Below are 22,791 nucleotides of genomic sequence, written 5' to 3' on the forward strand. Positions count from 1 at the left end.
TTTACATAAGATAAATGGAGATAAAATATGAAAGGAGCCATCTATGGCAGACTGCAATATGCAAACCATGCAAAGACCGAGACCCGTCGGATGCTCCAAGGATCAACTCTTTGGAATGCCTCTGGCAATTGCCTACGTGCCATGGCAACATTGGAATGAGACCTATCATTTGGATAAAGCAATGCAGGCTGGAACGATTTTTCCGGAGCTTGATAAACCATTCCTTGGAAAGCGAGGTGCATGCAGATGATGAATAATGGATCTTTTGGACAGTTTCAGAGAGGAAATTCCTGTAACCAGGGAAGAGGTCAGAATTCCTGTGTTCAGCCGCAGCCCCGATCTTGTCCACCACCCTGTAACCAACCGCAACCCCGGCCTACACCGTCCTGTAACCAGCCGCAGCCCCGGCCTGTGCCGTCCTGTAACCAGCCGCAGCCCCGGCCTACACCACCACCCTGTAATCAGTCTCAGGGACGACCGCCACGCCGGCCTGTGGGTCCCTCCTGTCCTTGCAAGGAGATGAACCGGGAACAGCTTCTTCAATGGATTTCCTTCACAAAATTTGCCTGTGTTGACAGTGCACTTTATCTGGATACACATCCCTGTGACACGGAGGCCGTTGCGTATTTTAAAGAGCATGTGAAGCTTTACAATGAGGCATTGACGGAATATTCGAAAACCTACGGCCCGCTCACCCTTGCTCATGCTCATCACTGTGACACCTACTGGGATTGGGTAAATCAACCGTGGCCGTGGCAATAGAAAGGAGGGAAAAGTTCAGGTATGTTTAATTATGAAAAACGTTTGGAATATCCAATTCATATTAAGGAGACAAATCCAAAGCTGGCCAAGGCTATAATCACACAATATGGCGGACCTAACGGCGAGCTTGGAGCATCCATGCGCTATCTGTCTCAGCGGTATACCATGCCTTATAAGGAGTGCATGGCGTTGCTTACGGACATCGGCACGGAGGAATTGGGACATTTTGAGATGATCGCCACAATTGTGCACCAACTTACCAGAAATATGACCATGGAGGAACTGAAAGCCTCCGGTTTCGATGCTTATTATGTGGACCATACATTGGGACTGTGGCCTCAGGCCGCTTCCGGAACGCCTTTTTCGGCGGCAATGTTCCAGTCGGTGGGAGATCCCATTACGGATTTGACGGAGGATATGGCAGCAGAGGAAAAGGCACGCACCACCTACGACAACATTCTGCGTCTCTCTGTAGATTCCCCGGATGTAACAGACGCCATCCGCTTCCTGCGGGCCAGAGAGGTGGTTCACTTCCAGCGTTTCGGTGAAGCCCTCCGCATTGTCCAGGATCATCTGGATGAGAGAAACTTCTACGCGTTCAACCCGGCCTTTGACACCAACGGAGGGAATCCGGGGTGCAAATAGGAAGAAACTGGAGACTGGAAAGATAACGGAAGAGAAAAAGTTAGATATCTTATAAGAGTAATCCGATAAATGATTGGGAGATGCGGTTCGAAAAGAGCACATCTCCCAACAGCTTAATTTTTTAATACAATTTTCAATAAATTTTCTACAAAAAAGGTATTGACAACACCCAGTTTTACGGTTATTATTAATCCAGTAAAAGAAATAATTAGGTTTGTGACTTCTTCGAAGGCTTTCCCGAAAATTTTCTTGTTTTTTCGGTATGCACAGAAGAAGTTTTTTTATACCCTGCAAATGAGGCAGGGTGTGCCAGAAGAATTTACAGGCACATACTTTTGAGACTGGAAATTCTTCTAAATAATGGGTACTGTTAGAAGCATTACGGAACTGAAAACAGTAATGCTTCGTACAGTGCCAGAAGAATTTACAGGCACATGCTTTTGAGACTGGAAATTCTTCTAAATAATGGGTACTGTTAGAAGCATTACGGAACTTAAAATGGAGGAAGAAAGATGTTTGGCTTGTTTAAAAAAGAGGAATTTATGATTGTGGCTCCGGTTGAGGGAGAACTGATTCCCCTGGCAGAGGTTGCGGACGGAGTGTTCTCAGAAAAGGTCATGGGTGACGGCTTTGCGGTGATTCCAGCCAACGGTGAGGTTTGCGCTCCCTTAAGCGGCACGGCGGAAACTGTTTTTCCAACAGGGCATGCGGTAGGTATTAAGACAAGGGACGGCATTGAATGCATCGTACATATCGGCTTAGACACGGTGGAACTGGACGGAGAGGGCTTCCACCCCCTGATTAAACAGGGAGACAAGGTGAAAGCAGGAGAACCCATGGTACGGTTTGAAAAAAAAGCCCTGGAGCAAAAGGGCTATAAGCTTATCACGATGGTAGTATTCCCCTCAGGCTATGATCACCAGTTTGATTTGGGAAAGAAAAAAGTGACCTCGGGAGAGAGGCTGGTCTAGAGGACTTCAGAGAGTATACGGCAGCGGCACATGCAAAAGACGGCACGGCAGCCTTGTATTTTGTTTATCATGGGAAAGGTACACTGTTATTTAAGAGTTTTACATTAGTTTAAGTTGATGCTGCAGAGTTGTTTTACTGATAATACCTCCAAAGTTGTTTGTGCTATGGAAGCATAAGACGGATGGCAGCATAGGAGACCGAGAGGGAGAGATGAAAGTTATTCGGAATATCAATAACAACGTAGCAGTCTGTCTGGATAATAACAATCATGAAGTGATTGCATTTGGAAAAGGTATTGGCTTCAAGAAAGCGCCCTATGAGATTGCGCTGTCGCAAATTGACCGAACTTACTATAACTTGGAACCTCATTACATTGCCTTGCTGGATGAACTTCCTGCGGACGTTATGGATGTGACTTTTGAAATTGTACAAAAAGGAAGCTCTTACCTGAAAACGGAATTTAATACGGTATTTTGGTTTTCCCTCTGTGATCATATTAATTTTGCCATTGAAAATACGAAAAAGGGGCTTGTTTTAAGTAACCCGATGACGAATGAGATTCGGCATTTTTATGAGAGGGAAATGAAGCTTGGGGAGTGGGCCATTAAGCACATCAGCAAACGGCTGTCCGTCAGGCTTCCCCAGAGCGAGGTGGGAAACATTGCCATGCATTTTATCAATGCAAGGCAGCAGGTAAAGCAGGCGGCGGAACGGAATGATATTGAGCATTTTGTGGATGATATCACGGATATTATAGAAAGCGGGATGAATGTTATCATTGATCGGGACAGCTTCAGCTATTCACGGTTTGTGACCCATTTAAAGTATCTGCTGAAGCGTTCCGGGAAGCTCCATATGCCGGAATCCGAGAATGAAAAGCTTTATGAGAGCGTCTGTGAAGAGTTTCCGAAGCTAAAAGCAGTCGGAGAAAAAATAAAAGAATATATTGTTGCAACCTTGCAGGTGGAGCCGGCAAAAGAAGAGCTTCTGTATCTGATGATTCATATTAACCGGCTTTGCGCAAGGGAAGATGGATTGTAACCCGAAAGGGGCTTTACCTGGCACTTTGTCTCGTCCGGCAGATATCTGGCGGTTAGGGACGGTGTCGGGTTTTTTATTTCATCCGTATCATGCTGTATAAGGCGTATATGCGAGGTGGTACGGAACTGGAATCGGCTTAAGCAGGATAGGTGAGTGCACGGCCTGTCCTGACAGCATAGGGGAATGCGCTTTTTCCCTTATAATAAATAAGAACGAGAAAGAGGAGAGTAGTGTATGGCAAAGTATACGGATTTATGTAATCAGATTCTTGAAAATGTCGGCGGAAAAGACAATGTTTCCGGTGCAGTTCACTGTATGACCAGACTCCGTCTGAATCTGAAAGACAGATCTCAGGTGGACTTAGACGCAGTAAAGGGGATCAAGGGTGTTCTGGGAGCACAGTTTTCCGGCGAACAGTTCCAGATTATTATCGGGCAGCATGTATCAGAGGTTTATCCGGAGTTCTGTGCAATCACCGGTCTGGGACAGACTGCGGCTATTGATGAAAATCTGGATAATAAGGAGCCTTTTGATATCAAGAAAGTTCCGGCAAAGGTACTGGACTATGTTTCCGGTTCTATCGCACCGACACTTACTATTATGATGGGTGCCGGATTCTTTAAGATGTTTTATGCTATCCTGGGGCCGGATTTGTTAAATCTCATGGCAAATGAAGCGCCTTTGATGCAGACACTTTATATTGTAGGTAATGCCGGATTTTATTTTATGCCCATCTTTGTGGCATGGGGAGCTGCGAAAAAGCTGAATACCAGTGTGGCTCTGGCTATGCTGCTGAGCTGTCTGCTTATCGATCCCAATATTTTAAATATCGTAACGGCAGGTGAGCCATTCAGCGTCTATGGAATCATTCCCATGCAGCTTAATAACTATACGCAATCGGTACTGCCGTCTCTGCTGATGGTATTTGCCCTGTCCTATGTATTTAAATTCTTTGACAAGCATGTTCCGAAGGTAATCAAAATTATCGGAGTTCCTTTCTGCACTCTGATTGTAATGGTTCCGCTGATGTTCTGCGTACTGGCGCCTATCGGAAACTGGATTGGTATGCTTTTAAGCGCATTCTTCGAGGGCCTGTACAACGTAGCCGGTCCGCTGGCAATCGCTCTTCTTGGCGCATTCTGGCCTTTCTTTGTTGCAACAGGAATGCATGTAGCTATTGTTCAGATTGCGCTGATTAACATTACAACTCTGGGCTTTGATCCCATTGTACTGGCAGGTGCAAACATTGCTAACTATGCACTGATGGGCATGACCCTTGCCTACTTCCTGCGCACAAAGGGAGAAGAAAAGCAGATGGCCAGCGCCAACGTGGTTACATTGATTGTGGGCGGTATTTCCGAGCCAACCTTGTTTGGTATTCTGCTGCGGAATAAACGTGCTATGATATGCCAGATTATCGGCGGATTTATCGGTGGTCTGGTAGGCGGCATCTTTGGTGTGGCTGTGTATACCATGGGCGCATCTAACTTCCTCACGATTCTGCAGTATGCAGGAGGTCCGGGCTCCAATCTTATCTATGCAGGAATTGCCTGTGTGGTTGCATTTGTGGCAGCTCTGGCAGTGGGAATTGTCATTGGCTTTGGCGATGGCGACGGTTTGAAAAATTATAAGGGAAAAAAGGCTCTTAAGAAAGCCTGACATAACTAAAAAAGGGGGGTGTCTTATTCTGTGACACCCCCTGCTTTTCTATAATGTTTATATAGGATTAGGGTCAGAGGGGAGGATTCCATTTATGATAAAAAGAATACAGGAAATACCGGTGAGTGCTTCAAGTTATCCTTTTACTAGTGCCCCACGCTATCTGGACTTTGAACAATACGGATATGAGGAAAAGGAATATTATATGGACGGAACTGCCAATGTATACCAGAGTGTTGGAAATGCGGGAGCGGTTGAGGTGAAGCATCAGGACGTGTCCTATCGGAACCGGCTGATTATCAGAACCCCAAAGGAACCGGGGAAAGCCAGCGGCAATGTTGTTGTGGAGATTATCAATCCTACTTCCTTTATGGAAATTGAACGCATGTGGATCTTAGGCTATGAAAAGTTTATGAGGGACGGAGATATCTATGTAGGCATTACAAGCAAGCCGAACACCATTGCGAAAATGGTGGAATTTGACAGAGAACGGTACGGCTGTCTCTCCTGGCCCAATCCCAGAGGGGATGAGCCCTTTCCCTTTACCATGGAAGAAACCAGAAAGAAAGGACTATTGCCGGACCTTGATATTCACTATGAGACGGGCTTGTTCTGGGATATGCTGACGGATCTGGCCTGGATGCTGCGGGGGGAGGGGGAGGAAAATCCCATCCGTTCTTTTGACCACCGCTATATTTACTTAACCGGCTGGTCCCAGTCCGCCTGCTATCTCTTCCGCTATGTGAACAGCTTTGCCTACCGGGATGAGGTGAAAAGAGACAAAAGAGTATTTGACGGTTATCTGGCTGGGGGCGGCGTGCGGAATCTGATCGTTCCCGTGAATCAGTATGAGGCGGTTATGGACTATGATTTCCGCTTGAAGCGGATTGAGCATGTGGAAGAGTCTTATATCTCCGTACAGACAGAGAGTGAAAACGGTCAGTGGGACGCTTTTCGGACAAAGCGAGGGGACAGCGATTATCCCCATTTTCTTTATCGGGAGTATGAGGTTACGGGGGCCAGCCATGATACCATGTTTAGCTATGTGAATTATTATGGGAATGACGAGGATTTGAAACGCATTGACCATCTGCCTGCTTATGTGGGAAAGCATGAAGAGGGGAATGATTATCCGTCTCAGTTTTTATTTGCCGGAGCTTTCCGGAATCTGTTCCGGTGGGTGAGAGAGGGGGCAGGGCCCAATTCCTGTGAACGCATTCCCGTTGATGAGTTTGGAAAGAACCGAAAGGATGTGTTTGGAAATACAAGGGGCGGTCTGCGCACATGTCTCTTAAATTATCCCACCGGACGCTACCATGCCGCAAGCGCCATAGAGCCTGGGCAGAGCTTTCTTGATCCGGAAGCTGCGGAAGATCCCTTGTTTGGGTATCAGGAAGCATTTTCGCCCTCTTTTTTAAAGGAATTATACGGAAGCCTGGAAAATTATGAAAGGCTATGCAGGGAGGATACCAAAGAGCAGATATCCAAGGGTTTTCTGTGTAGAGAAGATGGGGAAGCGCTGGTTCGGATGGCGGTTGCTCTTGCGAAGAAAAGGGGGCTTTTGTGATGTATACGGCGGAACGATATCGGGTAACTATTTTGACCTTTGAGAGTGAAAAGGTATTTGACAATCCGTTTTTGGACTGTATTGTCCGGGCGGAATTTACGGGACCCTCGGGGCAGAAGATTGTCCGGGAAGCCTACTGGGACGGAGGAAATATTTACCGGATAAGCTTTGCGCCTGTGGAAACGGGCTTATGGACTTATGTAGTAAATGCCCCGGCAGAGACGGGCTTTCACGGAGCAAGGGGGCAGGTGGAATGCGTTCCTTATACGGGGGCTTTGGAGATCTACCGGCACGGATTTTTGAAAATCAGTGAGGATAAGCGGTATTTTACTTATGGAGACGGGACCCCCTTTTTCTGGCTGGGAGATACCCATTGGGAATTTTCCTACCGGGAGAAATGGGACGAATCCAATCATCCGGCTTTTGACAGCATGTTTAAGGGCATGGTTGATCGCCGGGTGAAGCAGGGCTACACGGTTTATCAGACGAATCTTAGAAGCGATACCTTTATAGGCGGGGACGCCTATTACTGGAAAAGCCCCGGCTTGCCCAATGTAAGCTTTTATCAGGAGGAACTGGACCTGCGGATGTATTATCTGGCAGACCGGGGAATGGTCAATGCGCTGGGCTTTGCCTGGTTTATGTCTATTGAAAACAATGTGGAGACCTATCAGAATCTGGCCCGTTATATGGTGGCGCGTTACGGTGCTTTGCCTATGGTGTGGACACTGGCCGGGGAGGTGGGGGGCTACGACAAGGCCCGTCAGTCTTTCTATGTGGATGAGTGGAGAAAGGTGGCCTTATATGTGCAAAGCCTGAATACCTATCATCATCCCATGACGGCTCATTATACCAATGAACGGCCCTTTGCATCCTATTATCAGGATGAGGAATGGATGGATTTTACTTTGAACCAGGCAGGTCATGGAGATTATGTGGTAAGCATTGACGATTATAAGGCGTTTTTGCAGGAGTATGGAAATAAGCCCTTTGTGGAGGGGGAAGCTTTCTATGAGTTTTGCTCTACCCTGGAGGAAAACGGGACCCGCCTGTGTACGGACGCCATGGTAAGGCGTGTTGCTTATCTGACTATGCAGGTGGGAGGCTGCGGCTACACCTACGGGGCTCAGGGAATCTGGGACGTGGTCTGGGAAAAGGGACAGGAAAATCCCATGTCTTTGTTTAACCGCTTTGATGTGACCTGGACAGAGGCCATTGACGGGCCGGGGGGAGAGCAGATGGGATTTATGCGGAGATTTTATGAGGAACAGAGGTTTTGGGAGCTTTACCCCTACCAGACGGGACGAGATTCGGTGGGTGATCCCTTTGGGAAAAAAATGCCGCTGATTACGGTGACAAGGGATAAAAAGCGCTGGGTATTTTATTATCCGGAGGCAACGAGAAAAAGCGGCGAGATAGAGGGATTTCACCCTGGGGCGTATACGATGCGGTGGTTTGATCCGAGAAAGGGTGCGTATGGGGAAACTTGCGAGTTTGAGATTGCAGGCAGCACCTGGAGGATTCCTGCAAAGCCGGATTTGAATGACTGGTGTTTGGTTGTGAAAGAAAAACAAAAGATCGGCTAAGAAATATTTTTGCCCTTTAGTGCCATCACGCAGTGATTTTGAATAGTTTAGCTAAGAAATGTCAAGTGTTTAACAGAAACATTTTAGCGGGACGGTAAAGTCGCAAAGGCACACGAGAGGAACTTTCATGAGTGCCCTTTCGAATGAAAGTTTCTCTCATTATGGGTGTGCCGAAGTGACTTTACCCTTTAGTGCCATCACGCAGTGATTTTAATAGGAGGAATGGAGAAATGCTTCAGATTTCAGAGAATAAAAGGTCTTTTGTAAGAGATGGGAAGCCGTTTTTTTATCTGGCGGATACTTGCTGGTCGGCTTTTACTAATATTACGGATGATGAATGGGATTATTATTTGTATAAAAGAAAGGTGCAGGGCTTTAATACGATTCAGATTAATATTCTGCCCCAATGGGATGCTTCGGCAACGGATCTTGCGTTTCATCCCTTTGTGAATGAAGATCCTTATCAGTTGGATGAAGCTTATTTTGAACACGCCAAAGAGATGTGCGTCAAGGCTAAGAAAGAAGGCTTTGAGCTGGCGTTGGTGGTTTTGTGGTGTAATTATGTGCCGGGGACCTGGGCATCGAAGATGCTTCCGGAGGGGATTCTTCCCTTTGGATGCCTGGAGAATTATGTTAATAAGGTTCATGCTGTTTTTACGGAGCTGGAGCCTATGTATATTATCAGCGGCGACACGGATTTTCCGGAGGAGGAAACTGTAAAATATTATGTGCATGTGGGGAGGCTGCTTAAGAAGCTGGCTCCGGATTGTCTGTTTACTACGCATATTAAGGGGAGATATTCTTATATTCCGGAGGAGCTGTATGAGCTTCTTGACCTGTGCTTTTACCAGAGCGGACACAATGCAAAGGATCTGACTATGCCTTATTCCTTAAGTGAGGAAATGCAGAAGAAGTATCCGGGAAAGCCCCTGATTAATTCGGAACCCTGCTATGAGGAAATGGGCTATTCCGGAAATATGTACGGCCGCTGGAGGCGTTATGATGTCCGCAGGGCGGCCTATGTAAGCGTTTTGTCCGGAGCGTCCGCAGGGATTACCTATGGGGCGGCAGGCATCTATAGCTGGCATAAGGTGAAAAAGGGCTTTGCAAGTCTTCTGGGAGAGGGCTTTGATATGCCGAAATCCTGGGAGGAGGCGGTTAATTTTCCGGGAGCGTGGGATTATAGCTATCTGAAAATGCTGCTTGCGGAGCTTCGGGCAGAGGATCTAATGCCAAGGCAGGAGCTTCTGGTGAATTCTACTACGGATATCCGGGTAGCGGGCAGTGGGTCGGATCTTCTGCTTATCTATGTGCCGTGTAATACAAAGGTTCGCCTGCAGGGGGATCTGACTGGCTGGGATGTGCGGGCAATTGACTTGGAAGAGCGTTTTGCGGCTCATGTTGGTTTTGAAGTAAAGGAAGATAAGACAATCATAGAGATGCATCCGTTTAGCCAGGATGCCCTGATTGTGGCACGCAGGGCAGATTTACATTAACATATTTATCAGGGATGATATATGAGGATTCATAAGTGAAGCATTACGGCATGCTCCATAAACGGAGAATGATGCTCATGAATCAAAGATTTATGATATAATGAGCCTTAGTGAGCGGAGTATGCCTGCATGTTTAATGAACGGCGAAGAAAGCTCATGAATCAATCGTATAAACGTGGCAAAAAAGAAAGGACAGGTGAAAGGTATGGGATTTCCGGAGAATTTTTTGTGGGGCGGCGCTACGGCTGCCAACCAGTGTGAGGGCGGATATCAGGAGGGCGGCAGAGGCCTTGCCAATGTGGACGTGACGCCTCACGGCAAGGAGCGCTTTCCGGTGATGCTGGGAACGAGAAAAATGTTGAAGCTGGAGGATGGCTGTTACTATCCGGCTTTAAAGGGAATTGATTTTTATCATCATTATAAAGAGGACATTGCCTTATTTGCGGAAATGGGCTTTAAGACTTTTCGGTTATCCATTGCATGGAGCAGGATTTTTCCAAATGGGGATGAAAAAGAGCCCAATGAGGATGGGCTTCGGTTCTATGAAGATGTATTTCTGGAGTGCAGGAAATACGGAATTGAGCCCCTTGTTACGATTACCCATTTTGACTGTCCGATTCATTTGATCAGGGAGTACGGCGGCTGGAAGAGCTACGAGCTGGTGGAGCTCTATAAGCGGCTTGTAACAACCCTGTTTACCCGTTACAAGGGTCTTGTGCATTACTGGCTGACCTTTAATGAGATCAATATGATTCTGCATCTTCCCTTTATGGGAGCCGGACTTGTTTTTGAAGAGGGAGAGGATCAGGAAAAGGCCAAGTATCAAAGCGTGCATCATGAGCTGATTGCCTCCGCATGGGCGGTGAAGCTTGCCCATGAGATTGATCCGGAAAATAAGGTGGGCTGCATGATGGCGGCCGGAGATTATTATCCCTATTGCTGTATGCCGGAGGATGTGTGGGAGGCCAAGAAGCAGGATCGGGCCAACATGATGTTTATTGATGTTCAGGCAAGGGGCTATTATCCCAATTATGCGAAAAAGATGTTTGAGAGAATGAGCCTTAAGCTGTCCCTGTCGGATACGGATGAAAAGGTTATGAGGGAGAATACGGTTGATTTTATTGCATTTTCCTATTATTCCTCCCGGTGCGTAACAACACGGGATGATGTGAAAGAAACCACAGGCAATGCTTTTCGGGGAACGAAGAATCCATACCTGGAAGCCAGTGAATGGGGCTGGCAGATTGATGCCCTGGGCCTTAGAATCACCATGAATTCCCTGTATGACCGCTATCAGAAGCCCCTGTTTATTGTGGAAAACGGATTGGGAGCCAAGGATGAGCTGATTGCGGACGGGGCAGGCTCATTTACGGTAAATGACGATTACCGGATTGAATATCTAAGAGCCCACATTCAGGCCATGAAAGCGGCTGTTGATGAGGACGGCGTGGAGCTTTGGGGTTACACGCCCTGGGGATGCATTGATCTGGTAAGCGCATCTACCGGGGAAATGAGTAAGAGATACGGATTTATCTATGTGGATCTGGACGATGCCGGAGAGGGAACCCTTGCACGGTATAAGAAAAAATCCTTTGGCTGGTACAAAAAGGTTATCGCTTCTAATGGAGAGGATTTAGAATAAGGTGTACGGATAGGATATTACGGAACTTTAAATAGGACGGAGGTGCGAAGTGGAACGATTAAAAGAGGTACTTAAGGGGCAGGAGGAAAATTCCATCATGCCTTTCTTCTGGCAGCATGGGGAAACGCCGGAAATTTTGCTTGAATACGTGGACAAGATTCATGAATGCGGCTGCGGGGGCTTCTGCGTGGAGGCCCGCCCCCACCCGGACTTTGGAAACGAAAAATGGTGGGAGGATGTAAGGCTGATTGCGGAAAAGGCACGGAAAGAAAGCATGGAAGTGTGGATTCTGGATGACGCTCATTTTCCCACTGGATATGCCAACGGTCTGGTGGCCAAAAAGTATCCCCAATACCTGAAAACCTATCTGGACTGCAGGCGTTTGGACGTGGTGGGACCTCTTAAATATGCCAGATTAAATCTGCGTTTTTTAAAGGGAAGACCCTGGGAGCAAAAAGGCAGAGAAAAGGATAGAATCATTGGAATCTATGGGGCAAAACGGGCGGAAGAGGGAGCAGAGGGCAGAGACCCGGTTGTTCCGGATACACTGGTGGATGTGACGGATCAGGCAAAGGACGGCATTCTCTACTGGGACATTCCGGAGGGAAGCTGGAGCGTGTTTGTTGTTTTCGAAACCCGGGCAGGGGGAGAAGAGGCTACAAAGGATTATCTGAATCCGCTGATAAGGGAGGCTACGGAGGTTCTCATTGAAGCCGTCTATGAGCCCCATTATGAGCATTTGAAAGAATTCTTCGGAACCACGATCACCGCTTTCTTTTCCGATGAGCCCCGGTTCGGAAATGCCAAAGGAACGGATAAATGGGTAGGAAAGGCGGAAATGGTGCTGCCTTGGTGCGAAGGCCTTGACGGGAAGCTGCCCTTTGGAAAGGAATTTTTACCTTTTTTGTTTGCGGATTCTTCGGACAGTACCATGAATCAGGTTCGCTTTGCCTATATGGATTGTGTTTCCCGGTTATATTCCGAGAATTTTACCCAGGTGCTGGGGGAATGGTGCAGAAATCATGGTGTGAAATATGTGGGGCATCATATTGAGGATAACGGAGCCCATGCACGTCTCGGGTATGGAGCCGGACATCTGTTCCGGGCCCAGAAAGGACAGGATTTTTCCGGAATTGATGTAATCAGCAACCAGATTGCGCCGGGGTATGGATTTCATCATGACGCCTTTGCCACCGGCGGCAATGACGGTGTGTTTTACCATTATGCCCTGGCCCATTTGGGGGCGTCCATTGCTCATAACGATCCGGGGAAGAATGGAATTGCCATGTGTGAGGCGTTTGGAGCATACGGCTGGAATGAGGGCCTTAAATGGATGAAATGGATTACCGATCACCTGCTTGCACGGGGAATCAACTATTTTGTCCCTCATGCTTTTAACCCAAAGGAGTACCCGGATTGGGACTGTGCGCCCCATTTTTATGCTCACGGAAACAATCCCCAGTTCCGCTATTTTTCTATACTGATGAAGTATATGCAGAGAATGTGCCATCTCTTGCAGGGTGGCATTCATGATGCAAGGGTGGCGGTGCTCTATCCGGCGGAGGGAGAATGGACCGGGGATGCAAAGCCTGTGGAACAGGTGCTTCGGGAGCTGGACAGAAATCAGGTAGAGACAACCATTGTGTCCCTGGATGATCTGGAACGTCCGTATATGGAGGAAAAAGCCTTTCGGGTAAACCGGAACCGGTATGAGTGCCTGGTTGTGCCTTATATGAAAAAGATTCCGGAGAGAATGGCAGAGAAGCTGCTTATGCTGTGTGAATATCATGTTCCGGTGATTTTTACAGAGGGATATCCGGAAGAAATTGTACCTTGTGAGACGAACCCGGTCTGGACAGAGGGGATGTGCAGGAGAGAGACTTCCTTGGATACTCTCCGGGGCGCTAAATCTCACGGCTTTCCGGGGTCAAGGACTGTTCCTCTAAGCGAGCTTGCAGACACATGCGGAAGATGGAAAACATTGGAAACTTCAGAATATCAGGAGGATTTGATTTCTTATCATTACGTGCAGCCGGACGGAGAAATCTTCCTGCTGTTTAACGAAAATCCGGCAAAGAGCCTTAAGACCACCCTTTCTCTTTCCTGTCATAAGGCACTGGCGGCTTATGATGCCTTTTCAAACCGGTTGAAAGCCCTTTCGGTCTGCCAGGAAGAGGGAAAGACGCAGGTGTCCTTATGCCTGAATCCCTATGAATCTATGGTGATTTTGGCCAAAGATACCTGGAACGGGTATCCGGTAGAGGAAGCGTGGAGGGGGACGATACAAAAAAGTGCAGAGCTTCAAGGTCCATGGAAGCTTTCCTTCGGGGATGCCGGAAGCTATGTACGGGTTCCGGATACGTCGGGCTTTCAAAGCCTTGGGGAGAGGGAGAAACTGATTCCTTTATCCTGCGAGCCGGAGTTTATGGATAAGACAGGCACCCTTCGGTATGAAAAATCCTTTTCCTGGCAGAGAGAACCGAGAAGCAGGGTATTTATCAATCTGGGTGAGGTTTACGAAATTGCGGAGGTTTTTCTGAACGGGGAGAGCATGGGAGTGTGCATTTGCCCGCCTTACAGGATAGAGATAACGGATCAGCTTGCGGAGGGCAGGAATGATCTGATTATTGAGGTGACGAATACCCTTGGAAATGAAAATAAAGAATTTATGTCCCACTATACGCCCATAGAGCCTTTCGGACTGCTTGGGCCGGTGGTGGTGGAAGAAGAAAGTGACTTTACCCTTTCGTGCTGCCCGGCAGCAACTTAAACAGCAGAATACAGATGGTGCATAGAAGAATTTACGGACACATGTACTTGTGGCCGGAAATTCTTCTAAGTAGAGATGTACCGTCTGTGTTCTGCGGAACTAAAATTAGGAGGAATAAGATATGGGAGTATTTCCGGAGAATTTTTTGTGGGGAGGCGCTGTTGCGGCTAACCAGTGTGAGGGAGCGTATTTGGAGGACGGAAAGGGCTTAAGTGTCCAGGATGTGATGCCTTATGGAGTCCGTGGGGATCGCACCGAAAAGCCTACAGAAGATAATATGAAGCTGATAGGGATTGACTTTTACCATCGCTATCAGGAGGATATCCGGCTGTTTGCGGAGATGGGATTTCGGGTATTCCGGACTTCCATTGCATGGAGCAGGATTTTCCCAAAGGGAGATGAGGAGGAGCCCAATGAGGCGGGGCTGGCCTTTTATGATCGTCTCTTTGACGAATGCCTTAAATACGGCATGGAGCCTCTTGTAACCATTTCCCACTATGAGACGCCCCTTTATCTGGCAGAGCATTACAACGGCTGGACCAACCGGAAGCTGATTGGCTTCTATGAACGCTATGTGCGAGTGCTGTTTGACCGCTACAAGGGCAAGGTGAAATATTGGCTGACATTTAATGAGATTAATTCCATTCTCCATGCGCCCTTTATGAGCGGCGGAATCGGAACGCCCAAGGAGAAGCTGAGCCGGCAGGATTTGTATCAGGCAGCTCACCATGAGCTGGTGGCAAGTGCGCTGGCTGTGAAAATCGGGCATGAGGTGATGCCGGAGGCGAAGATTGGCTGTATGATCTTAAGCATGCCCACTTATCCCTTGACACCGTCCCCGGATGACGTGATTCAGGTCATGGAGGATGAACATAAGAATTATTTCTTTGGGGATGTCCATGCCAGAGGCCGGTATCCGGGCTATATGAAGCGGTATTTCCGGGAAAATGGAATTGAGATAGCAATGGAGCCGGAAGATAAGGAGATCCTGAAAAATACGGTGGATTTTGTATCTTTCAGCTATTATATGAGCTGCTGTGCAACGGCGGATCCGGAGCGTGCCCAAAAAGGAGAGGGAAATCTTCTGGGAGGAGTGCCCAATCCCACTTTGAAAGCAAGCGAATGGGGGTGGCAGATCGATCCCAAGGGGCTGCGCTATGTGCTGAACATGTTCTGGGATCGCTGGCAGAAGCCGCTGTTTATTGTGGAGAACGGACTTGGGGCCGTAGATGTGCTCACGGAGAATGAAGAGGGGAAGCTTACCGTAGAGGATGATTACCGGATTCAGTATCTCCATGATCATCTGGTACAGGTAGGAGAGGCCCTTTTGGACGGAGTGGAGGTTATGGGTTATACTTCTTGGGGCTGCATTGATGTGGTCAGTGCGTCCACGGCGGAGCTGAAAAAACGGTATGGGTATATCTATGTGGATCGGAATGATGACGGAACGGGTACCCTGAACCGGTATAAGAAAAAATCCTTTTACTGGTATAAGGATGTGATTGCCAGCAATGGGGAGAGCCTGTAGAATCTCAAAAGGCTTGTGAGAAAACGGGCGGATTAAGCATGAAAATGGGGCCGGAACAAATTTTGTTCCGGCCCTTTATGGCTCGGTATAAATGGCATATATTTAGAGGAAATATTGGTTTATTCCTGTGGGATATTTGACAGATGTTATCATGGCTTCCAATATTTTTCAAGATATTTCTCTGCTGCTTTTGGGGAAAGGGATAGCCAGTGAATCAGCCTGGAGGCGGTTTCCTCTCTTGAGTGGGAATCATTCTGGCACATTTCGATGAAAGCTTTTGTGCTTTGCTCTCGGCCCTCCTTTAAGCCACGCTTTAGATTATAATCCATTAGATAATTATGATCTCGGATGGCTTTTTCCCGTGCTTCATATTCCAGTCGTTTTTCCTCATCCGCACTGATATCCGTTAACCGTTCATAGGCTCTTTCTACATGTGAACTTGCTTCCGCTGCCATCTCAAATTCCTCCTTTTGCTCCGCATTGAAAAAACGGGCCCAATTCAAAAGCTCGGTATCCGGATAGTTTCCATCCTTAAGCTTGGGAAGCTCCAGGATGTGGATTTCCAGTTTATCCGTATACATCCGGCGTCTGTAATCCTCCCAAAGGTGAAAACGGGAGTAAAATTCCTCATCTTCCTCAAAAAGCTTAAAATCCAGAATCCCTACATGAATGCATTTTTGAAGTACCTCATAATTTTCGCCCTTATGAATCTCTCCTGCGAACATTTTAGCCAGATAAAATAGGGAACGTTCCGGCCACAGGGGAAAGGGGGCAAGCTGAATCTCCAGATCCATCTGACTTTCCTGCTTGGAGGGGTCATCCTCATCCTCTGCCTGTTCTAAAATGGAAACTCGGATATCCAGGATTCCCAGCTTATCCTCCGGATGCTCTGTTCTTAAATGTGTAGGCAGAAGCTTTGTCCACACAATTTCTTCCGGCCTTATGTCTAACAATGCGGATATAAATCCCTTACGAACCTCTGCATCCGCCATCAATTCCTTGAAGCAGAAGTCTACCTTTGGTTTCATTAAAAATGTTTGCGTATTACTCAATACTGTGCTCTCCTTTCCTTGACCTGCACATGCTTTTTGTGCATAAAGGTATACCAGTAGGGTGTTTCCTTGACCTGCACATGCTTTTTGTGCATAAAGGTATACCAGTAGGGTGTTTCCTTGACCTGCACATGTTTTTTGTGCATAAAGGTATATGCCCCAGGGCACATTCTCTTTGTCCGTAGGACAAATTCATCTTGCCCGCAGGGTATTTCCCGAAAGAAAGATATGAACACAGTAAATATGATTTCATTATAAGGGATTTCTCTGCCTGATACAATATCTTTCTTTGGGTGTGAAAATAGTTATCATCTCATGGATTTTTCTGACGGAAACGTCCGAACATATTTAGAATCCTTAGATAGGAACATTATATAACAAATTTTTCCAAATGACAAGCCGAATTTTCAAAAAAAGAACAGACAAAGGATATGATTTTAAAAGTTCATACCTCCCGTTCTGCCGGGGAGATTACGCTCATGCAGACGTCCATAAAAAGTTCCCTGGCCCTGCTATGGCGGTCATCATAGATGAGACAGACGGATTTCTCCTGACAGGGAGCCAGAGGAATTGATACGAGAGAATCCCGGAAGCGGTTTCCCTCGGCAAATTGATGAACAATGGCTGTTCCATATCCGCAGGCGAGTTTTACAAGCAGTCCCTCAAAGTCAATAGGGCCATTTTGAGGGTCATTTCTGATGTCAAAAATCACATGCGTCAAATCCTGCTCGGTGATTTCTTCCTTTTTTGCCAGTCTGTTTTTTGTGGAAGTAAGCACTACAAGAGGATAGGACTTTAGAGGCCGGTAATGAAATCGGCTGTTCTCTGCGGCAAAGCCAAAGCCAATATCCAGAGAGCCGTTTTGAATATTCTGGTGGAGACGCCGGTTTGATTGTCCGTAAAGGTTGGCTTCGATTTCCGGGTACTGATTTCGAAAGTGGGATATACACGACAGCAGGAGCTTTGCATCCAGATTTTTTACAAAACCAATGTTGATACACCCGGCTTTTCCATAACGGTAGGCAGATATATTCTGCTGCATCAAATGATATTGGTGCATGAATCCAAAGGCCTCTTTTTTGAAAAAGGTGCCTCCTTCCGTAAGACGCAGACGCATGGATTCCCTGGAAAAAAGAGCAAATCCCAGTTCCTCTTCCAAAAGCTGAAGCTGTTTTGTGACAGCCGTTTGAGAAACATACATATTCTGTGCGGCTTTGGTGATGTTCAAGGTTTTTTCAACCTCAAGAAAATATTCGATCTGTCGGATTTTCATGGCATTCTCTCCATACTTCGGTACAACTTCTATGAATACTTTGAGCTTTCTTCCCTTTGGATAAGGGTATAACTTAAAGTGATGGTATTACAACCTTTTTTCATTGGAAAGCCGGGGAAAAAGATGCTATTCTAAGCAAAAGCAGGGAACACAGGAAAAAAGCGTTTAAGCACAGGCATTTTTTGGAGGGCGTAAGGATGAAAAAAATGAGTATACGGCTGATCTGTTTTTTTATTGGTATCAATATTTTAGCTATAGGAATTATCCTGAATACACGGAGCGACTTAGGAGTGGCGGCATTTACCAGCTTTTTTTATGCCCTGTCAAAAATTACGGGTATTTCTCTTGGAGCCTCATCCATCCTTCTTTATCTGACGCTGATTGTGCTCCAGACCATATTGCTTGGGAGGATAAGTCTTCCGGTGCTGCTTCAGATTCCCTTTTCCTTTGTATTTGGGGTGCTTACGGACTTTTATGACTGTCTCATTCCCGAAACACCCCTTTCCCTTGGAGGAAAAGTGCTTCTCCTTGCCCTTGCCATCTGGCTGACCTCCATAGGGGTCTATCTGTACACCAATTGCCGCCTGGTTATGACGCCGGTGGAGGGGACCGTTCAGACCATTGCGGACCGGTGGAGCCTAAGATTCTCATTGGTGAAGAATTGCTTTGATTTTTCCATGCTTCTGCTGACCATATGTCTATGTCTGGCATTAGGGAGGCCGATTTTTGGAATCGGAATCGGCACCGTTGTATCGGCACTCTTTTTGGGGCGGATTATCGGAATTTATGAAAAACATGTGACGCTGAAGAATTAGAGCCTCTTTATAATTTTTCCAAAATAACGATCACATCTTCGTATCCGGCATGCATTCCGGCATGTGCCGTCTGTTCGCCGCAGGCCAGTTCAAAGGGAATTGCCTTTCTTGTACTCAAATCCACAGCCGATACCCCATATTTGCGATAATCCCCCTTGAGAGCAAAGGGAGCATTCACAGGTACATACAAGAGGATTTCCCGTTCCGTCCTGGCAGCCCGGATATCCTCCGGATAATCTATGAGAATCTCCTGACAGGGAGTAAGTGATGAGATGCCCTTTTCTTCCAGAAAGCTCTTTGCAAAGGCAAAATCCTCTGCCCCGGGAAACCTCAGAGCCTGCCCTACGGACATGGCCCGGAGAAAGCCCTCTCCGGCGATGGGATTTTCCGGCATCTCTGGCTTCTGCCAGTTCCAGATTCCGTGGGCCCCGTAGCTGATTCCGGCACAAGCTCCGGAGAGCAGGCTGTTCCAGAGGGCGCAGCGTATATCTTTCTGGCGGAAGCGTCCGTATTCGTGATGGCTATAGCCCATCTGCTCATAGCAGGGCTCACTGTTGATAACCGGATGCTTCGGTGTTCTGGAAGCAAAGCTTTCAGCCAGCTCATGGGCCATGTGCTGGGCTGCCGGATTGTGGCCGGACTGGTACAGATAGATGTCTGAGCGATCAGCAAATTCTTGGGGGAGCCCGTCATAGCGTCCCTTGATATGCCAGGCTCTTAAAGCATCTGGTGCATATTTTTCCACACAGTCCGCTGCCAGACGGTAGCGATCAATGGTTCCGTCACCTTCAAAGCCAGTGTCTCCGCTTATGGCATACACCGGATGAAATTCGTTGAAAGATTGACAGATTTTTTGGATGATTGGTTCTACATAGGTTTCTGGTATGACATTCCTGTCATAGACTTTTGCAGCCCATGTGCCCGGCACATAATTGCACCACATAACCACCAGCATCAGAGTAAAGCCTTTATCTGCGGCACACTGGCACATCCGTCTGGCTCTGCTAAAGTATTCAGGAAGAATCCGTTCAAAATCAAAGCGTATTCCGTCCTCTGTTGGAAATGGAAAGTAGTTCAGCTTGGAGCCACACCGATCCCATTGGTGCAGGGTGTTGATTTGAAGTACATTAAAACCCTGCTTTTGACGGAAATTCAGATACTCTTCCCATTCTGTTTCAGTTATATTGGTAAATGCACTCCAGCAAGTGTCGGCCAGCCAGAAAAAAGGACGGCCATCCAGCAAGAGATGCGTTTTATCCTGGGATATTTGTAAAACGCCCATCAATGATACCTCCTAAATTTTATTCCTGTGGGCAACGAGCCAAGCGGACGTGCTTGCACGTCCATTTGGCGACTGCCGCAGGGGTCAAATATTTTAATCCAGATCCTTTCCATTGGAAGCGATCACTTTTTTATACCAGTAGAAGCTGTCTTTTTTGATTCGGGCCAATGTACCTTTCCCTTGAACCGGCGGAAAATGGTATCACAGTAGCGGAGATAACAGTCTATCATGCTCCGGCTTTTCCAGGAGCCGTACTTTTCTTCCAGAGCCAGGGGAACATCAAAATGGCAGATGGTTACAACCGGTTCAATGCCGTATTTTAATAACTCGTCAATAAAAGCTTCATAAAAGCTAAGGCCCTCTTCGTTGGGCGTTTCTTCCTCGCCCGTGGGAAAGATACGGGACCAGGAAAAGGAGAAGCGGTAGCATTGAAAGCCCATTTCCGCAAACAGAGCAATGTCCTCCTTGTAGGTGTGGTACATATCTATGGCTTCATGGGAGGGATAGAAAGAATCTGCTGGGAGTGTATGATAATCCATCTCCCCTTTCATTACCGGGAAGCGGTTCGGACCTGCCGGAATAACATCTACACTTCCAAGTCCCTTCCCTCCTTCTAAGTATCCGCCCTCACACTGGTTGGCGGCTGTGGCACCGCCCCATAAAAAGTTTTTGTTCATTTTCTACAGTCCCCCTTTCAGGAAATATTATCCGATACGGATCACCGTATCCTGTGCTTTCTTTTCACCGGTTACTAGTTCCATGTTGGGGTAGTCCGTGGAATTTGTTACAATTACCATGGTGGTAATATCATATCCCTCATTTTTAATTCCTTGAAAATCCACTTCAATGAGAGGTTCACCCTTTTGTACCTTATCCCCCTGCTGTTTCTTTGCAGTAAAGTGCTTTCCGTTAAGTTCTACCGTGTCAATACCTACATGAACCAGAACTTCCACACCATCCTTCGTTACAAGCCCCACTGCATGACCGGTGGGGAAGAACGTTACAATTTCACCGGATACGGGAGAAACGATCACATTTCCCTTAGGAGTTATGCCCACACCTTTCCCCATGGACTCAGTGGAAAATACAAGGTCTTTTGTCTCTGTAATATGTACTGCAATTCCGTCTACCGGGCTTCCAATCTCGCAGGCTGCGGTGCTTTTGCCAGCCTGGGGGCTGGGAACCGGAGCACTCTTTTGACTGGATTTTGACGGTCCGTCGGAGTAAACAGCCATACATGCGATGAGGGCCAATGCAAATGCGATCACAGATGCCGCAAATACGACAATTGCACTGTAGAGGCCGGTTCCGCCTGCATCAATATACCCGGGCAGGCCGAAAAGTCCAAGACCTCCCGGAATGTAGCGCTTTGCACCCATGGCACCTACGAAAGCACCTGCAATGGCAGAGGTGATACAGCCGATTATAAAGGGCTTTTTCTTGGGAAGATTGATACCGTACAGGGTAGGCTCTGTGATTCCGAACATACAGGAGATGAAAGCCGGAATTCCGAGTTTCTTTATTTTGGCGTCCTTTGTTTTTAAAATCACAGCCAGAAGTGCTCCTGCCTGAGCAAATACAGTGGCAAAGGTGCCCGGCATAATAAAGTCATAGCCCAGGGCAGCGATGTTAATATAAGCCAGAGGAATGACAGACCAATGGAAGCCGAAGATAACCAGTACCTGCCAGAAGCCTCCGACAATAGCACAGCCAAGAGTTGCACCTATGATCGGAATCTTAAACAGGGCTTCAAAGCCGATAGTCAGAATACAGCAGATGATGTTTGCAATAGGTCCGATCACCAGGTAAGTGAGGGATACCATAATCACCAGTACGCATACAGGAGTTAAAAATGCCTTGACCATGTCGGATATCCGCTTGTTCAGCCATTTTTCCAGCTTTGCGGCAATGAAGCAGCAGAGCACAATGGGGATCACCGACGAGGTGTAGCCAGACTTCGGCATAATAACGGGAATGCTGAAAAAGGTGGTGTAATAACTCATCTCAAAGGCGGAGCCGGCAAAAAGTGTTCCGAGAATTTCTCCGCTGGTAAGGCTTACCATAGTGGGATAGCAGAGGGTGATTCCAAGTGCTATTCCGGTAAATTCATTCATATTGAATTTTTTTGCTGCCGTGTAACCGAGTATAATGGGCAGAAAGTAGAAGAATCCGTCTGCCGTTGTATAAAGGATCATGTATTCGCCGCTGGCCGGATTCATCAGTCCGCAGAAAGTAAATAGGGTTAAAAGACCCTTGATAATACCGGATGCACCCATAACCATAACGGTGGGAGCCATAATGCCGGAAATAATATCAATCAGCAGGGATGCACCGCCTTTCTTTTTGCCGGAGCCGTCGCTGTCCTCCACTTGATTCCCGTCTTCGTCTACGGTTCCGCCGCCGCTAAAGTGCCCTACGGCCAGAACTGCGTCATAAACCTCAGTGACAGTGTTTCCGATTACTACCTGGTACTGTCCGTTTGCCTGGATTACGGATATAACACCGTCTGTTTCATTCAGAATGTCTGTGTTCGCCTTGGATTCATCTTTCAGCTTAAAGCGAAGCCGGGTAACACAGTGGGTGATGCTGTTGATATTTTGTTTGCCGCCCACGTTTTGGATAATAATCCGTGCCAGGCCGTCATATTTTCCTGCCATTTGTTTTTGCTCCTTTGCTTGAATTGTTTTGGGCCTGTAACGTT

General features: G+C 47.2%; 17 protein-coding genes and 1 pseudogene. 13 read left to right on the forward strand and 5 right to left on the reverse strand.

Annotated elements, in window-relative coordinates; genetic code table 11:
• The first annotated feature begins 43 nt into the window (after positions 1-43).
• The 12 genes from VSQ61_RS15665 (at position 44) to VSQ61_RS15720 (ending at position 15,668) form a co-directional block, all read left to right on the forward strand.
• Positions 44-250: a spore coat associated protein CotJA gene (locus tag VSQ61_RS15665; protein WP_334345330.1), complete on the forward strand. Its 207-nt coding sequence runs from the start codon at positions 44-46 to the stop codon at positions 248-250.
• Between the two features lie 269 nt (positions 251-519).
• The gene (locus VSQ61_RS15670; RefSeq protein WP_334345331.1) at positions 520-762 is read left to right on the forward strand and encodes a spore coat protein CotJB; all 243 of its coding nucleotides are present in this window, start codon (positions 520-522) and stop codon (positions 760-762) included.
• Between the two features lie 21 nt (positions 763-783).
• The gene (locus VSQ61_RS15675) at positions 784-1,407 is read left to right on the forward strand and encodes a manganese catalase family protein (protein ID WP_334345332.1); all 624 of its coding nucleotides are present in this window, start codon (positions 784-786) and stop codon (positions 1,405-1,407) included.
• A gap of 512 nt (positions 1,408-1,919) precedes the next feature.
• Complete coding sequence (locus tag VSQ61_RS15680) at positions 1,920-2,378, forward strand: PTS sugar transporter subunit IIA (protein ID WP_334345333.1); 459 nt, start codon at positions 1,920-1,922, stop codon at positions 2,376-2,378.
• A 211-nt stretch (positions 2,379-2,589) separates the two neighbouring features.
• Entirely contained in the window at positions 2,590-3,420 is an 831-nt protein-coding gene (locus VSQ61_RS15685) for a PRD domain-containing protein (protein ID WP_334345334.1), read from the forward strand.
• Positions 3,421-3,654: 234 nt separating this feature from the next.
• Entirely contained in the window at positions 3,655-5,079 is a 1,425-nt protein-coding gene (locus tag VSQ61_RS15690; protein ID WP_334345335.1) for a PTS transporter subunit EIIC, read from the forward strand.
• A 94-nt stretch (positions 5,080-5,173) separates the two neighbouring features.
• Complete coding sequence (locus VSQ61_RS15695; protein ID WP_334345336.1) at positions 5,174-6,646, forward strand: alpha/beta hydrolase domain-containing protein; 1,473 nt, start codon at positions 5,174-5,176, stop codon at positions 6,644-6,646.
• Complete coding sequence (locus tag VSQ61_RS15700; RefSeq protein WP_334345337.1) at positions 6,646-8,232, forward strand: glycoside hydrolase family 140 protein; 1,587 nt, start codon at positions 6,646-6,648, stop codon at positions 8,230-8,232. Before VSQ61_RS15695 ends, VSQ61_RS15700 begins: the two co-directional genes overlap by 1 nt.
• 230 nt (positions 8,233-8,462) lie before the next feature.
• A complete protein-coding gene (locus VSQ61_RS15705) occupies positions 8,463-9,728 on the forward strand; it encodes a glycoside hydrolase family 140 protein (protein ID WP_334345338.1) in 1,266 nt (421 codons plus the stop codon).
• Positions 9,729-9,933: 205 nt separating this feature from the next.
• Positions 9,934-11,370 (forward strand): 6-phospho-beta-glucosidase, encoded by a 1,437-nt coding sequence (locus tag VSQ61_RS15710; protein ID WP_334345339.1) that lies wholly within the window; start codon positions 9,934-9,936, stop codon positions 11,368-11,370.
• A gap of 49 nt (positions 11,371-11,419) precedes the next feature.
• Positions 11,420-14,140 carry a glycosylhydrolase-like jelly roll fold domain-containing protein gene (locus VSQ61_RS15715; protein ID WP_334345340.1) on the forward strand — a complete coding sequence of 907 codons (2,721 nt, stop codon included), beginning with the start codon at positions 11,420-11,422 and terminating at the stop codon, positions 14,138-14,140.
• Between the two features lie 121 nt (positions 14,141-14,261).
• On the forward strand, positions 14,262-15,668 hold the full coding sequence (locus VSQ61_RS15720; RefSeq protein ID WP_334345341.1) for a glycoside hydrolase family 1 protein: 1,407 nt from the start codon (positions 14,262-14,264) through the stop codon (positions 15,666-15,668).
• Between the two features lie 149 nt (positions 15,669-15,817).
• Here VSQ61_RS15720 and VSQ61_RS15725 read toward each other — a convergent pair whose 3' ends face one another.
• Positions 15,818-16,720 (reverse strand): Rpn family recombination-promoting nuclease/putative transposase, encoded by a 903-nt coding sequence (locus VSQ61_RS15725; protein ID WP_334345342.1) that lies wholly within the window; start codon positions 16,718-16,720, stop codon positions 15,818-15,820.
• 445 nt (positions 16,721-17,165) lie between these two features.
• Positions 17,166-17,993 (reverse strand): LysR family transcriptional regulator, encoded by an 828-nt coding sequence (locus VSQ61_RS15730; protein ID WP_334345343.1) that lies wholly within the window; start codon positions 17,991-17,993, stop codon positions 17,166-17,168.
• Between the two features lie 197 nt (positions 17,994-18,190).
• On the opposite strand from VSQ61_RS15730, the gene VSQ61_RS15735 reads away from it, so the two are divergent.
• The gene (locus tag VSQ61_RS15735) at positions 18,191-18,808 is read left to right on the forward strand and encodes a YczE/YyaS/YitT family protein (protein WP_334345344.1); all 618 of its coding nucleotides are present in this window, start codon (positions 18,191-18,193) and stop codon (positions 18,806-18,808) included.
• A 7-nt stretch (positions 18,809-18,815) separates the two neighbouring features.
• Here the strand turns inward: VSQ61_RS15735 and VSQ61_RS15740 are convergent, their stop codons facing one another.
• The 3 genes and pseudogenes from VSQ61_RS15740 to VSQ61_RS15750 all read right to left on the reverse strand — a co-directional run bounded on the left by VSQ61_RS15740 (position 18,816) and on the right by VSQ61_RS15750 (position 22,747).
• Entirely contained in the window at positions 18,816-20,090 is a 1,275-nt protein-coding gene (locus tag VSQ61_RS15740; RefSeq protein WP_334345345.1) for a glycoside hydrolase family 140 protein, read from the reverse strand.
• 164 nt (positions 20,091-20,254) lie between these two features.
• Positions 20,255-20,767 (reverse strand): annotated as a pseudogene (locus VSQ61_RS15745) (glycoside hydrolase family 1 protein); the annotation flags it as partial.
• Positions 20,768-20,794: 27 nt separating this feature from the next.
• Positions 20,795-22,747 carry a beta-glucoside-specific PTS transporter subunit IIABC gene (locus VSQ61_RS15750; RefSeq protein WP_334345346.1) on the reverse strand — a complete coding sequence of 651 codons (1,953 nt, stop codon included), beginning with the start codon at positions 22,745-22,747 and terminating at the stop codon, positions 20,795-20,797.
• Between the last annotated feature and the right edge of the window lie 44 nt (positions 22,748-22,791).

It is taken from the genome of Candidatus Merdisoma sp. JLR.KK006 (genome assembly GCF_036941035.1).
Classification (GTDB): Bacteria; Bacillota; Clostridia; order Lachnospirales; family Lachnospiraceae; genus Laedolimicola.